Source organism: Micromonospora sp. NPDC003776 (assembly GCF_053605645.1).
On the sequence record NZ_JBSGJR010000125.1, the window covers coordinates 1 to 13,475 of the forward strand.

The 13,475-nt window shown below is 70.0% G+C and carries 10 protein-coding genes and 3 pseudogenes; 5 read left to right on the plus strand and 8 right to left on the minus strand.

Annotated elements, in window-relative coordinates; all coding sequences use genetic code 11:
* The first annotated feature begins 115 nt into the window (after nucleotides 1–115).
* A complete protein-coding gene (locus ACWEVO_RS13395) occupies nucleotides 116–1,936 on the plus strand; it encodes a hypothetical protein (protein ID WP_452307815.1) in 1,821 nt (606 codons plus the stop codon).
* A 102-nt stretch (nucleotides 1,937–2,038) separates the two neighbouring features.
* On the opposite strand, the gene ACWEVO_RS13400 is transcribed toward ACWEVO_RS13395, so the two are convergent.
* The 6 genes and pseudogenes from ACWEVO_RS13400 to ACWEVO_RS13425 form a co-directional block, all read right to left on the minus strand.
* Nucleotides 2,039–3,130: a hypothetical protein gene (locus ACWEVO_RS13400; RefSeq protein WP_452307816.1), complete on the minus strand. Its 1,092-nt coding sequence runs from the start codon at nucleotides 3,128–3,130 to the stop codon at nucleotides 2,039–2,041.
* A gap of 46 nt (nucleotides 3,131–3,176) precedes the next feature.
* Complete coding sequence (locus ACWEVO_RS13405; protein ID WP_452307817.1) at nucleotides 3,177–3,998, minus strand: SPFH domain-containing protein; 822 nt, start codon at nucleotides 3,996–3,998, stop codon at nucleotides 3,177–3,179.
* Nucleotides 3,999–4,018: 20 nt separating this feature from the next.
* Complete coding sequence (gene tnpB, locus ACWEVO_RS13410; RefSeq protein WP_452307818.1) at nucleotides 4,019–5,470, minus strand: IS607 family element RNA-guided endonuclease TnpB; 1,452 nt, start codon at nucleotides 5,468–5,470, stop codon at nucleotides 4,019–4,021.
* Nucleotides 5,467–6,038, minus strand: a pseudogene (locus tag ACWEVO_RS13415) (IS607 family transposase). The gene tnpB and the pseudogene ACWEVO_RS13415 overlap by 4 nt, the downstream one beginning before the upstream one ends.
* A gap of 316 nt (nucleotides 6,039–6,354) precedes the next feature.
* Nucleotides 6,355–7,011 (minus strand): response regulator, encoded by a 657-nt coding sequence (locus ACWEVO_RS13420; protein ID WP_452307819.1) that lies wholly within the window; start codon nucleotides 7,009–7,011, stop codon nucleotides 6,355–6,357.
* Entirely contained in the window at nucleotides 7,008–8,258 is a 1,251-nt protein-coding gene (locus ACWEVO_RS13425) for a sensor histidine kinase (protein WP_452307820.1), read from the minus strand. The genes ACWEVO_RS13420 and ACWEVO_RS13425 overlap by 4 nt, the downstream gene beginning before the upstream one ends.
* Nucleotides 8,259–8,458: 200 nt before the next feature.
* Between ACWEVO_RS13425 and ACWEVO_RS13430 the strand changes: the two genes are divergently transcribed.
* Nucleotides 8,459–9,091, plus strand: coding sequence for a hypothetical protein (locus ACWEVO_RS13430; RefSeq protein WP_452307821.1), 633 nt, complete (start codon nucleotides 8,459–8,461; stop codon nucleotides 9,089–9,091).
* Between the two features lie 294 nt (nucleotides 9,092–9,385).
* The gene (locus ACWEVO_RS13435; protein ID WP_452307824.1) at nucleotides 9,386–9,964 is read left to right on the plus strand and encodes a hypothetical protein; all 579 of its coding nucleotides are present in this window, start codon (nucleotides 9,386–9,388) and stop codon (nucleotides 9,962–9,964) included.
* A 134-nt stretch (nucleotides 9,965–10,098) separates the two neighbouring features.
* Here ACWEVO_RS13435 and ACWEVO_RS13440 read toward each other — a convergent pair.
* Nucleotides 10,099–10,416 (minus strand): annotated as a pseudogene (locus ACWEVO_RS13440) (hypothetical protein); the annotation flags it as partial.
* A gap of 17 nt (nucleotides 10,417–10,433) precedes the next feature.
* On the opposite strand from ACWEVO_RS13440, the gene ACWEVO_RS13445 reads away from it, so the two are divergent.
* Nucleotides 10,434–11,222: a maleylpyruvate isomerase N-terminal domain-containing protein gene (locus ACWEVO_RS13445; protein ID WP_452307822.1), complete on the plus strand. Its 789-nt coding sequence runs from the start codon at nucleotides 10,434–10,436 to the stop codon at nucleotides 11,220–11,222.
* Here ACWEVO_RS13445 and ACWEVO_RS13450 read toward each other — a convergent pair.
* Nucleotides 11,221–11,559: pseudogene (locus tag ACWEVO_RS13450) on the minus strand (transposase family protein); the annotation flags it as partial. The gene ACWEVO_RS13445 and the pseudogene ACWEVO_RS13450 overlap by 2 nt on opposite strands.
* A gap of 171 nt (nucleotides 11,560–11,730) precedes the next feature.
* On the opposite strand from ACWEVO_RS13450, the gene ACWEVO_RS13455 reads away from it, so the two are divergent.
* A partial coding sequence (locus ACWEVO_RS13455) for a zinc ribbon domain-containing protein (RefSeq protein WP_452307823.1) occupies nucleotides 11,731–13,475 on the plus strand: 1,745 nt, incomplete at its 3' end.

A 13,475-nucleotide genomic window follows, 5' to 3' on the forward strand; every position in this document is an offset into this window, starting at 1 on the left:
TGCCTCAAGCGGTACGTCGTCCGCGAGGTTCACGCAGCTCTCCTCACCGACTTCGCCGCCCTGAACACCGCTTGACATCCATAGGAGCATCCCCGTCAGCCCCACGGGACGGCGGGTGCAGTTCGCGGCCGCCTCGATGCCGGCCAACATCCGGGGCGTCCCGATCGACCCGACCGAATGGAACCGGCAGGACGGATACAGCCCCGGCACGCCGATCCTGGTGCACGTGCCCGGCCTCGACGCCTCAGCCACCGGCATCGCGCCGGTCACCGACATCGGCCGCTCGCTGGCGCCGGACGCGGCGATTGTGCTGCTCAACACGGCCACCGGCCAGCGCACACCGTACTGGGCCGAGCTGGACGCGCACGCCGCCGGCCAGCCCGACCGCCAACTGCTCATCATCCGACCGGCCGTCGCGCTCGCCGAGGGCACCCGGTACGTCGTGGGGCTGCGCGGACTGCGGGACCGGGCGGGAGCGCTGATCCCGGCGCCGGCCACGTTCCGCGCCTACGTCAATGGCGCCGGCGTCAACCCCCGGGACCTCCGCACCCGCCAGATCAAGCGAATCCTCGCTAACCTGAGCACCGCCGGCGTCAAGCGGTACGACCTCTACCTCGCCTGGGACTTCACGGTGGCGAGCCAGCAGGGTTTGACCGGGCGGATGCTGTCGATCCGCGACGACGCGTTCGCCACCCTCGGCGCGAACACGCCGTCATTCACCGTCACCCAGGTCGTGAACTACTCGCCGCAGCAGGATCCGCGAATCGCACGGCAGGTCAGCGGCACCGTCGCCGTACCTTCCTATCTGACCGGCAACGGCGGGCCCGGGTCACGGCTGCACTACGGGCCGGCCGGCGGCGACGGGAAGGCGCAGACGCCGGACGCCCGACCCACGCCGTCGGGCGCGACGCTGCAGGCCGACTTTGTCTGCAACATCCCGCGCAGCGCCTCCGCCGCCGATCCGGCGCACCTCTCGCTCTACGGCCACGGCCTGCTCGGCCGACCCACCGAGATCAACGCCGGCAACGTCAAGACCATGTCGGCCACCCACAACTTCACCTTCTGCGCCACCAGTTGGATCGGCATGGCAAACGCCGACGTCCCGTACGTCGCCGGCGCCTTCACCGACCTCAGCGCCTTCCCCGCAGTGGCGGACCGGCTGCAGCAGAGCTTCCTGAACTTCCTCTTCCTGGGCCGGGCGATGATCCACCCGGACGGTTTCACCGTCGCCCCGGCGTTCCAGGACGCCAACGGGCAGCCGCTGATCGACGCACCGGGCGGGCTGCACTACGACGGCAACAGCCAGGGCGGCATCAACGGCGGCGCCCTTACCGCTATCGCTCAGGACTGGACCCGGTCGGTGCTCGGCGTGCCGGCGATGAACTACTCAACGCTGCTGCAGCGCAGCCTCGACTTCGCCCCGTTCCAGAGCATCATGGATCAGTCCTACCCGGACAAGGTCGACCAGCAGCTGATCTTCGCGCTGCTGCAGATGCTGTGGGACCGGTCCGAGGCCAACGGGTACGCCCAGCACATGACCGACAGGCCCCTGCCGGGCACCCCGGCGCATCAGGTGCTGATGCACGTGGCCTTCGGCGACCACCAGGTCTCCCCGGCCGCAGCCGAGGTCGAGGCGCGGACCATCGGTGCCCGCCTACACACCCCGGCGCTCGCCGACGGCTGGTCACTGGACGTCACGCCGTACTGGGGCATCGCGCCGATCCCCGCATACCCGTACACCGGCTCGGCAATCGTGATCTGGAACAGCGGCGCCGCCACCGCACCACCGCCGACGAACCTGCCGCCTGCCGGAGCGGAGTACGGCGACGACCCGCACGAGTTCCCGCGCGCCCAGCCCAGCGCGCAGGAGCAGAAGGCGACGTTCCTGCTCACCGGCGACATCGTCGATGTCTGCTCGGGGGCGCCCTGCCCGTGACGAGCCGGCGTGACCGGGGTCTGGACCGGCGAGTCCTTCACCAAGGCCAGCGCCGCGGCCGAACCAGGTGGACGGGCCGGGTACGTCGTTGTCCCCGCCCTCTCAGCGGTTCATCAGGTATGCCAGCACCACCGCCGTGACCAGCGCCAACCCGGCCAGCACCGCCGCAGTGATCTTGGCGACGCTGTACGGGCGCTCACCGATGACCTCGCCAGTCCGGGCGTTGACCAGCACCTGGTACGACCGGCCGGCGTGCAGGTACGCGGCGATCCACACCGGCAGCAGGAGCAGTTTGTAGGTCACGTCCGCGTAGATGGTGTGCACGGAGTTGACCCGCTGCTCGTCGCCGCCGATGTCCGACCGGCAGTCCCGCTCGATCACCGGCGCCATCCGGGCCTTCGCCTCGGCGAGCCCCGCCTCAGGCTCGGTGTCGTATCGCAGCGCGTGATACCCGGCCAGGTAGTCGCCGTGGTAAGCGACCGCCTCGGCCAACGGCCACGGCGTCAACTGGTCCAGCCTCTTCTCCGGCAGGACAGTCGTGGCGGGCACCAGCACGTCATCGAAGTCCCGGCCGACGGTGCCGCTCGCCGGGTACCAGCGGGTATGCCGCACCTGCCGGGTGCGCGTCTCCTGCCTGCCATCCACCGTCACCGTGTACGTCTCGGTGACGTAGTAGTACTCGCCGCGCTGGCCCCGATAGTCCGAGACGGTCCGCGCGTCGAACGTCCAGTGCGGCAGATAGGTGCCCTTGAGGCTCTCCGCCTCGCTGATCTTCTTCAGACTGTTCGGTGCGAACCAGCGGCTGCGGCACCACCGGCCCAGGGCGGTACGCACGCCCGCCTGATCAACCGCGAACGGCAACACCGCCTCCGGCGCGATCAGCTCAATCGCCGCAGCGTCGGCCACCAGCGGGGTGGCGCAGAACTGGCACCGCTGAGCGAGGGCATCGCTCTCGGTCCGGGCGCCGCAGCCCGGGCACACGTACGTGTACGCGCCGACGCTAGCCGCCGGCTTGCGTGGCAGCGCGGCCAGCCCGGCGTACGGGTGCTCACGCACCTCCCGGCCGGCACCGGCGATCGGCTGCTGATGCCCGCAATAGGGGCAGCGCAGCACCGCCGTGCCCGGTGAGTACTCCACCCGGGCACCGCAGCCCCCGCACTGGTACGACGGTGGGGAGACGGCAGTGTCACTCATCAACGCACCCTCCCGTGGGAGCGCCCCGGCCCGCTCGCGTGCCGCGTCATTGCGGTGGCAGCGGCGGTGGGACACTCGCCAGCACCGACGCCAGCTCCGGAACCTGCGAGGCCGGCAGCCACTGCGCCATGCCGGCCCGCCACACGAGCGTGTCCCCGACCAGCGCGCCCGCGGCCACCTGCTCGGCCAGCCCACCCAGGTCGAACGGGCCCTGCCGCTGCCCGGCGACGCCCACGTACCACTGCATCTGGTTCGGCAGCGGCGGCGGCACCGCGGCCGGCGCGGTCCCCGCGCCCGCCATGCCCCTGGCCATCTGCTGGCCCGCGGCCATGCCCATGCCCAACCCGATGCCGGCCCCCGCGCCCCCGCCCGGGTTCTTCGCCGCCTCCTCCAGGGCGGTGGCGGCCTGGTAGCGGGTGAACCGGTCCAGATCCCCGACCGCGCCCATGCTGGTCCGCTTGTCCAGCGACCGCTCCACCTCCGGCGGCACGGAGACGTTCTCGATCACGAACTTCGGGATCGCGATGCCGACCTCGGCCAGTTCCTCGGTCAGCACGGCGGCCAGCCGCCTGCCGATCGCGTCCTGGTGCGCCGCCAGATCCAGCAGCGGCACCCCCGCGGTGCCCAGCGCGCCGCCGAGCCGCCCCACGATGAGCTGACGCAGGTATTCCTGCACCTCCTCGGTGCGGAACTGCGGATCCGTGCCGACCAGCTCCCGCAGGAGCTTCTGCGCGTCCACCACGCGCGCCGCGTAGGCGCCGAAGGCCCGCACTCGGACCACTCCGAACTCGGCGTCCCGCAGAATCACCGGGTTCTGCGTGCCGTTGCTGATCTTCTGGTCGAGTATCAGCATTCCGGGTGTTTCCACTCGGAAGGTCCGTGACGGTGTCACCGAAGCGTGAGAGCTTCGGTGTCCTGATGACGGTCTCGCGTTTTCTCCTGCCGTTGGTGTAGCAGGGTTGCGCCACCTGCCCGCCCACCCGTGGCCTTGCGGCTGCGGGTGGTGGCGCGGGTCTTGCGGTCGGCTCCACGCGGTTTCGACGCTTGCGCGTCCTGGTCTCCGGCCACTCCGGTACCAGTTGTTACGGCCGTCGCGAGGGCGGCGAGGTTGCGGGCTGCGTTCTCGTCCCGGTCGATGACCAGGCCGCAGGCGTCGCAGGCGAAGACTCGGACGTGCAGCGGCAGTTTGGCTTTCACCACGCGGCAGCTCGAGCAGGTTTTGGACGACGGGTACCAGCGGTCGGCGACGATGGTTTCGCCGCCGACCCAGCCGCTCTTGTAGGTGATCTGGCGGCGGATCTGCGCGAACCCGGCGTCGGCGATCTTGCGGGCCAGGCGGCGGTTACGGAGCATGCCGGCCACGTTGAGGTCTTCGACCACGACGGTGGCGTACTCGGCGGTGATGGCGGTGGTGAGTTTGTGCAGGCCGTCCTGCCGCAGATTCGCCACCCGGTGGTGCACGCGGTTACGTTCGGCGTTGGCGATCGCCCACCGCCTGGACGGCTTGCGCCCAGTGCGCCGGTCCGGACCCTGACGGCGGGAGACCCGGCGAGAGAGCCGCTTGAGGTGCTTGAGCGCGCCGTCGTAGTGCGCCGGGTTCGGCACGTACTGGACCGCACCCGCCGAGTCAGCCATCACGGCGAGGCACTTGACGCCGAGATCCACGCCTGCGACAACGCCGGGCCGGGCGGCGATGCGCGCGTTCTTGCTGACCTCGACCTGGAACGAGCAGAACCACCGGCCCCGCTCGAACCTGACGCTGGCCGACAGGACTCGGGCGGTGCCGTTCGCGATGCGCCGTTGCAGCTTACGGGTGGATTCGTGGGTGCGGATCGTTCCCAGCCGGGGCAGGGTTACGTGGCGGCGGTCCGGCTCGACGCGGATGGTGCCGGTGGTGAACCGGCAGGCGAGCCGGGCCTTGTGCTTGGACTTCCACCGGGGCATGCCCACGCGCTTGCCTCTACGCTTGCCCTGCTTGGACTTGGCGTAGTTGTCGAACGCCGCCGCCGCGTTCGCCAGGCCCGTGCTGTACGCCTCCTTCGAGTTTTCCTCCCACCAGCCAGCGAACCTGACATCGGTGTGCTTGGCCCGGTTGAACGCCTTCCGCAGGGCAGGCAGTGACCACGCCCGCCACTCGGTGAGCTGATCCTCGGGCACACCGTAGGAGGCCTCCGCCTTACGTTGCCACCAGGACGCCGACACCCACGACACGGCCCAGTTGTAGGCCGCCCGCGCCGCCCCGCAGTGCGACCGAAGCGCTTTCTCCTGCACCGCGCCTGGATCGAGCGCGAATCGGTAGGCCTGCACGACGAAACCCGGCCGCGGCTGGAACTTCTTCACCCGGCGCCCTCACCGGTCGCCACGGCCACAGCCCCGGCAACACCGTGCTTCGCCGCCCGATACCCGAACAGCCGGGCACACATCCAGGTCAGCACCTCGATGATGTCCCGAACCACGTCGCTGGTGGTCTCCTGCGAGTTCAGGACAACCACACGCCGCCCCGCCGCGGACAGCGCAGACTCCAGGTGTTCCACACCGAACCAGGCAAGCCGATCCCGGTGCTCGACCACGATCACCGCAGCGGTCGGGTCAGCCAGGACCGGTGCAGCTTGCGCCGCTTGCCGTTGAGCCCGGAGCCGACCTCCTTGACCACCTCACCGACGGCCAGGCCCCGCGCGTTGGCGCCTTCCACAACCCGTATCGCCTGACCGTCCAGGTCGTCTTCCTGATCGACGGAGGAGACACGGCAGTACCCGACCACGCGACCTTCGGCGCACGCGGGCTCGATCACGATCCACGTTCCGGAGGGCGCCTGACGGACGGGGACCGGCATCCTGCCGTCCTTCACCCATCGCCAAGCCGTCTGATAGCTCACCCCCTGCCGGCGAGCCCACTCCGAAAGCTTCACACGGCCATGATAGACCACCATTCATGACCATGTTTGACCATAAAATGGCGAACAGCCGTCAGCCCCTTCGTGTCGCCCTTCCCTCGCCGCCGAGATCATCGGCGTCGCGGCGACGATAACAAGCACCCGCAATTCGTACCTGGTCACACAGTCGCACAGCCTCTCGACGCCTGGGAAGTCGAGGTCACCGCGGTCGAGATGTCCCACCGGGTGCGCATCGCGGTCCGCGTGCTTGCTGCTCGACGGCGGGGCAACCGGCATCCATTGACGCACTGTTCCCACTGCCCAAGCCGGGGGTGTGGCGCTACGCCTTCGATCAGCGCCCGGGCTGGACGAGTCCGCACTCGTAGGCGAAGACAACGGCCTGGACCCGGTCGCGCAGGCCCAGCTTGGCCAGGATGCGGGTGATGTGGGTCTTGACCGTCGGCTCGCTCAGGTACAGCTCCGCGGCGATCTCGGCGTTGGAGCGACCGCGGGCGATGAGCCCCAGCACCTCGAGTTCGCGCGGGGTCAGTGTCTCGAGCCCGGCGCCCCGGCCGGAACCGGGCCTCGGGCGGCGGACATACTCCTCGATCATTCGGCGGGTGATCTCCGGTGCCAGCAGCGCTTCGCCGGCGGCGACCGTACGGACGGCCCCAGCCAGCTCGCGCGGTGGCGCACTCTTGAGCAGGAAGCCGCTCGCCCCGGCGCGCAGCGCCTGATAGACGTACTCGTCCTCGTCGAATGTCGTGAGGATGAGTACGCGGGCTGGGCAGCCGCCACCCAGCAGGCGACGCGTCGCTTCGATTCCGTCCAGCCGCGGCATGCGGATGTCCATGAGGATGACGTCCGGCAGCAGGGTGCGCGTCCGGTCGATGGCCTCCCGGCCATCTGCCGCTTCGCCAACCACCTCGATGTCATCCTGGCCATCGAGGATGGAGCGGAAGCCGCCGCGCACGAGGGCCTGGTCATCGACGAGCAGGACCCGGATCATGTGTGCGCCGCTTCCAGCGGCAGCCGCGCCGTCACGGTGAAGCCACCTGCGGGCATCTCCGCCGTCTCGAGCCACCCGCCGTAGAGGCTGACCCGTTCGCGCATTCCGATGAGGCCGTGCCCGACCCGGTTCGCATCGGCTCCGTTCGACCCACCTGTTCGCCCGGCGTCGCGGACGTTGACCACCACGGACTGATCGTCGTAGTGCAACCGGACGTGCACGGTGGTGGGCGCCGCGTGCTTGAGCGCGTTGGTAAGCGCCTCCTGCACGACCCGGTAGACGGTCAGCTCGACACCGGGCGGCAGCGGGCGGGCCTCTCCCTCCACGCTGAGCTTCACTGGCAGACCGATCTCGGCCATGTGGTCGACCAGCTCGGCCAGGTCCGCTGTGCTCGGCTGCGGCTTGAGCGCGAGCTGGGCCCGATCTCCACGTAGCAGGCCGAGCATCCTGCCCAGCTCGCCGACCGCGTGCCGTCCGGTTTCCTGAACCGAGCGCAGCGGTGCTCGTGCCTTCTGCGGGTCGCGGTCAAGCAGGTCCTCGGCCGCGCCCGCCTGGACCACCATGACGCTGACGCAGTGCGCCACGATGTCGTGCAACTCGCGTGCGATCCGGGCGCGCTCTTCGGCCAGCGCGGCCCGGATCGCCTCCTCGCGCTCGGCCTCCAGTTGCTGGGCCCGGGCCCGGTCGTCGGACTGGCTGCGGGCGCGGGCGCACAGCACCCGAGCGGCGACGAAGCATGCCGCCATCGGCACCGCGACGAATGGGATATTGCCCAGGGTGGCGGATTCCGGGTTGCGCAGAAACACGACCACCAACCCGGCGACGACCGCCGCCGCGCCGATGAAGGCCCGCCTCCGATCGCTGTGCCGGGCCACCGAGAACGTGGCGATCAGGATCGGCAGGAAGTCCCCCCACAGCGTCACGGTCAGCGGCGTCGCCAGCATCGGGCCGGCGATCGCGACCGCGACGATCACGGCCGTGGCGAGCGGCGCCACCCGGCGCAGCGCCAACGCCGAGGTCGCCACCAGCGTGGCGGTGACCACCACCGGCATGGGGCCGTACGGGGTCGAGTTGTCCAGGTTGTAGGCGAGGTTGACCTGGGCGAAGCCGGTGATCGCGAACGCGAGCAGCGTGTCAGAAAGCAGCCACACCGGCGGGCGCCGCAGCCACGCATGCACCGTCGACTCCACCCGCGCCTGCGGCCGGACCTGCGCCTCGGCCTGGACCGGCTTCGCCAACTGCCTCACGCCCACAAGTCTGCCGACGGACGCGGCCGCGCGGCGTCATCCGCAGGTCGCATTTCGCCAGCCCGGTTCGCGACCGCGGTATGACCCTGGTGCCGACTGCAACACGACGACGCCGCAGTCCGCCGGGCCGACGCTGAGGGCACGCCCACGACGGGCGGCACGACCCACAGCGCTCGGCGCTGAACCCGATGGAGGGAACCATGACCGTGAATGTGAGACGCATCGCCGGATGGGCGCTCATCGTCGGCACGATCGTCGCGGGGGCGGGCTACCTCGCCGCGAACCTGCTCGCGCCCGGCAGCGGCGACGATGTGTTCCGCTACCGGCTCTGGCCCCTGTTCGAGGGGATCGCGCTGATCGGGGACGTCGTCATCGCTCTGGGACTGCCGGTGATTCTGACCTTCGCGGGACGCGCGCCGAAGCTGCACATCGTCGGCTACGCCGGCATATTCGCCGCGCTGGTGATGCTCAACGTCGGCGAGGGCACGACCGAAGCGTTCGTCAAGCCGTACCTGGCCGCCCACGGCGGCATCCCCGCACAGGAACCGTCGGGCTTCGCCGCCTTCGAGGGTGCCGCACTCCTAGCCCTCGTCGTCGGCTCGATCTGCCTTGGCGTCGCCATGCTCAGGGCCCGGACGCTGCCGCGGTGGATCGGGGTCGCGATGATCGCCTCGTGCCTCCTGGGCGCCCTCGGGCTGCCTGGGGCATGGTTCCTCCTGCCCGATGGCGTCTTCTTCGCAGCGCTGTTCGCGATCGGCACCTTCGCCGTGCGAGGACGGCCGGAGCGTACCGAGGCGGCGGTCGAACCGGCGGCGGCCAGCGTCGCAGGATGATCTCCGCCTCCGGCGGGCGGGTCAGCCGTGGGTCAACACGATCGACCGTGACGCCCGGCCGGTGGCTGGACTGGCCCGGCGCAGAACTCATGACATGGACGACGCCGGCGATCTGCAGCTGATGCACCAGGCGGTGGTGAGGAAAATCGGTCGACGACTTGCGCCGGTGGCTGCACGGCACGAGACCGCGCCGCTTGTCGTTCCCGGCCCAGCGGAAGGCGTTGTGGTAGGCGCGCCTTTCCCCAGCTGGCTACGCTGCCGCGGACGCTGGCCGGACAAGCCCGACTGTATCGGGTGCGCGAGGCCAGCCAGGCCATCGGCGCTTCGACGGCTGAGCCCGCCCAACGACTCTCTTGCGTGAAGGCCGCTGGGCGGTGCCGCGGCGGTGAGCGGCTGCTGATGGGGCGGCTTGATCGATGCCGTTACGGTGCGCTCGTGGCTGACGGGATGGCTGGCTCACGGGTGAAGCTGTTGCTGTGGATTGGGCTTCCCACCCTTGCAGTTGTCGGGCTGGCCCTCGCCGCACCCGACGTCGCCCCAGCCTGGCGAGCAAGGTCCGGCGACGGCACGGTGGGCACATTCACTGCGCGCTACGAGGAATGCGCACGCACGTGCACCTGGCACGGCGACTTCGTCCCGGACAAAGCCGGAACGCCGCGCTACGACGTCATCGTTTACGGCGAGCCAGATGGGCTGATCGCGGGCACTACCGTGGCGGCCCGTGACACCGGCGCCCGCAGGGGCGTCTTCGCAGCCTCGGGCGGCGGCAACAGCTGGCTCATCTTCAGCGGGCTTGCCGTGGCCGGCGCGCTTGCCGCGGTTGGCTGGGCGGCCATGCTGGGCCGCGCGGTAGCCAACCGGCGGCGGACGTAGCGGAGATTGAGGACCGGCCTGCCTGGCGCTCGCCACCGCCAACGGTTAGGAGTTGGTGAGGATGACCCAAACGGGGCGCTCTTGGACCAGGCGATTCCGCTGCGGTGCGGGTTGCAGGCGCGGTCATGCGCCGACGGGCAGGGTACGTGATTGGCGGTGAGTCCTTCGGCGATGGCGAAGAGTCCGTTTCCGGCGAGGAACTTGGCGAAGATCCGCCGGACGATCGGCGCGGTTCCTGATCGGGAGTCAAGCCCTTGAGGCGTTTGCCGTCGGCGGCCTTGGTGGCGTTGAGGTGGGGCCCGAGGTCGCGGAGGGTGTAGCCGTAAGGCGGGCGTCCGCCCAGGTGGCGGCCCTCCAGGCGGGTCTGGTCGGTCATCGCGGTGCGGACGCGGAGCTTGATCAGGAGTGCCGCCGCGTCGGCTGCGAAAATTGCTGTCCGGTTGTCGGAGCACACTGGTAGAAAGCCGGGGTGCACAAGACTTTGACGTTCTCTGATCATCTGCGGCTGATTGACGAACGGTCGACCGCCTTCTGCGCCGCGGTCGCCGCGGCGCCCAGCCTCGACATGCAGGTTCCGACCCATCCCGAGCGGACGCTGTTCGATCTCGTGCAACACGTGGGCATGGGCCGCCGCAAAGCAGCCGCCATCGTCACCGCAGGGCCCGCGGACGCTCCGCCGGAGGAGTCCGCATGGGGAGGCGGCACGGGTGCGCCTCGGGAACGCGAGGCTCTACTGGCCTGGTGGACCGAGTCCATCGAGCAACTAGCGAGCGCGCTGCGCGAGGCCGGCCCGGATCGCGGTTGTTGGACGTGGTGGGGTGACTCGCAGTCACCGCAGACCTCGGGTGCATGGGCACGGCGCCAGGTTCCTGAGATCGCGGTGCACACCTACGATGTCCAGCTCACCGGGGGTGTCCCGCAGCCGATACCGGAGGAGATCGCCCTCGACGGTTTCGACGACTGCCAGTTCACCCTCTGCTCGACGGATGTCGCCTGGCCGCACGAACCCGCCGTCGTCGATTACCACGCCACCGAGGGCCACTCCTGGCGCCTTCGGCTGTCCCAAGACGGCGCACAGGCCGCCCGCATCGGCGGTCCCGCTGCCGGCAAGGAGTCGGACACGGCCGACGCCTCCGCCTGGGGCACGGCCAGTGACCTGGTCCTGTTCTTCTACGGCCGTATACCGTTGGATTCCCTGAAGTTCGAAGGCGACCGTCGTATCTTCGATCAGCTCGCAGCCTGGGACCCGTCCGTGTAACACCGTGACGGCGGTGCTTTCCCGAGTAGTAGGGCTTCCGGTGGGCAACTCCGTCGATCGGGATCAGAGTTCCGTCGAGGATCGCGTAGGCCAGCCGGCGGATCCGGGCCATTGCGGCGTTCAGGTCGTCTGCGGTGGCGGCAAGCAGGTTGACAGCTTCGGGGACGTACCGCCAAGCCGTCGTGAAATCGATCTCGAATCCGCAGACCAGGCGGGTCAGGGTGTCACTGTTGCGCAGGTGGGCGAGCGCGAGCAGTGCCTGCCGGCCGGGATCAAGGCGCCGCCATCGGGATCTGCGCTGTTCACGGTGGCGGCGGATGAGACCCGCGAGGTTCAGGCTGAAGGACCTGGTTAAGGATCGTCAGTGATCGTTGGTCGGTCGTGGGTGTCGGTGTCTTCTGGTTTGATGCGGGGCGGTGGGGGTCGTCTGCGCCGGCGGTGAGTGTTGCCGTGTGGCGGTGCTGTCATGTTGGCGGTTCAGTGGTGAGGTTGGTGGCGGGTGAGTCGGATGGTGTCGCTGGCTGAGGGCGAGGCCTCCCGCACCGCGTGTGTCCGGGCTTTTGTGCGCGCCGGCGTGGATGAGAAGTCCGGCGAGGTCCTGTCCCAGGCTGTGGTGGCGCAACGTGTCGGCTGGTGTGCCGATCTGGTGGCGGGCATGGTTTCCGGGCTGTTGGCGCAGCGGTGGAATGCCGCGGATGTGCAGGTGTTGGCCTGCGGTGTGGACGCGGGTGGCCGACGGTTGCCGTCGAACGCGTGGATGGCGTTGCGGCGGCTGGGTTGGACCGTCACCGTCCCGGAGGGGGTGAGGGTTAATGACCGGATCGTGCGGATGGCTCAGGAGCAGGCTGGGCGTGTTCTGCGGTCGGTGCAGTGGCGTGCCGATCTGACCGCCGCGGTCCTGGCATCCTGGCCGGCCGACCCGAGCAAGCGCACCGCGCAGGAGTGGGACCAGGTGCGGGAGGGGATCCCTGGCGGGAAGGATCTGCCCGCCAACGTCATCAAATCGCGCACCCGGCAGGTGGCCAGGTTCCTCAACGCCAACGGCCGCCTGCCAGTGGATGTGTTCGAACTGGAAGGCGTCCCGAAGGTTTCGCGGATGTTGTTGCTGGCCGCGTGTGACCGGCAGCAGGCCACGATCGAACGCGGCGACACCGACCCGGGCAGGGTGCTGCTGCGCCTGCAGTTGCCGGTACGGCCGGATCCGCGGGGGTATCGGGACTGGACGTGGGTGGCCTGCTCGATCAGCCTGCCGCCCACGATGCCTGCGGGCGCGGTGGTGCACCTACCCACCCTGCGCGTGGCCGGCCGGCAGGTACGCGCCGATGTCGCCTACACCCACGCCGTGCCGAAAGCCCGGCCCACCGGGCACACGGTGGCGCTCGGGGTGGACTGGGGCCTGAACACGCTGCTGAGCGCGGGCGCCCTGCGACAGCACACCGATGGCCGGATCACGGCGTTGGGCGCTGGGGGCCAGTTCCGGGCCGCCGGAGTCCTGGCCAAGCAGCATCGCCTACGCCGCCACGGCGAGCGGCTGCACGCCAAGGCCGACCACTATCAGCGGCTCATCGGCGTCGACTCTCGGCATCAACTTGCGGGCAAGCTTGCCGTGCTGCGCGACGAGATCCGACACGTCTCCCAGCGCCGCCAGAACCTGAACGCCGCGCTCGCGTGGGCCGCCGCCCGCTGGACCGTGGACCAGGCGCTCGCCGCGGGCGCGACCGTGATCTACGTGGAAGACCTGCGGTCGATGGAAGCCAAGGGGATGGGGGCCAGCCTGAGCACGCGCCTATCGCAGCAGGTGCGCGGGCAGATCGTCGACCGGATGCGGCACCTCGCCGCCGAGCAGGGTGTCGCCGTCGTCGGCATCCCGGCCCGCAACACCTCCAAACACTGCCCACAGTGCCTGACCCCGCTACGACATCGCAAAGCCCCCGACCAGCCCACCACGCCGGGCTGGAAATGGGCCGTCTGCCCCAACGTTCAAGGGTGCGGCTGGCAGGGCGACCGCGACCACGGCGCCTGGCGGCGCATCGCCGCCCGCGGCCTCACCCACCAGGCCAAGACCGTCACCGACCGCAGCAACGGCGCCATGATCATCCGGGCCGTGGTCGACACGCTCGAAGCCTGCGCGGTCATCACCAAGACCAGCCGAGGGGACCGGTCGAAGACCGGCCCCACCCGGCACCAGCCACCACGCCCCGCGCCCAGGCGACGCAGGGCACCCTCCCCCACCCGGCCCCACCACGGCCGGGC

What these genes read in the sequence shown, in the direction of transcription:
- ACWEVO_RS13420 (WP_452307819.1), bottom strand. Translation starts at nt 7,011, where the DNA reads ATGATCCGGGTCCTGCTCGTCGATGACCAGGCCCTCGTGCGCGGCGGC.
- ACWEVO_RS13400 (WP_452307816.1), bottom strand. Translation starts at nt 3,130, where the DNA reads ATGAGTGACACTGCCGTCTCCCCACCGTCGTACCAGTGCGGGGGCTGC.
- ACWEVO_RS13430 (WP_452307821.1), top strand. Translation starts at nt 8,459, where the DNA reads ATGACCGTGAATGTGAGACGCATCGCCGGATGGGCGCTCATCGTCGGC.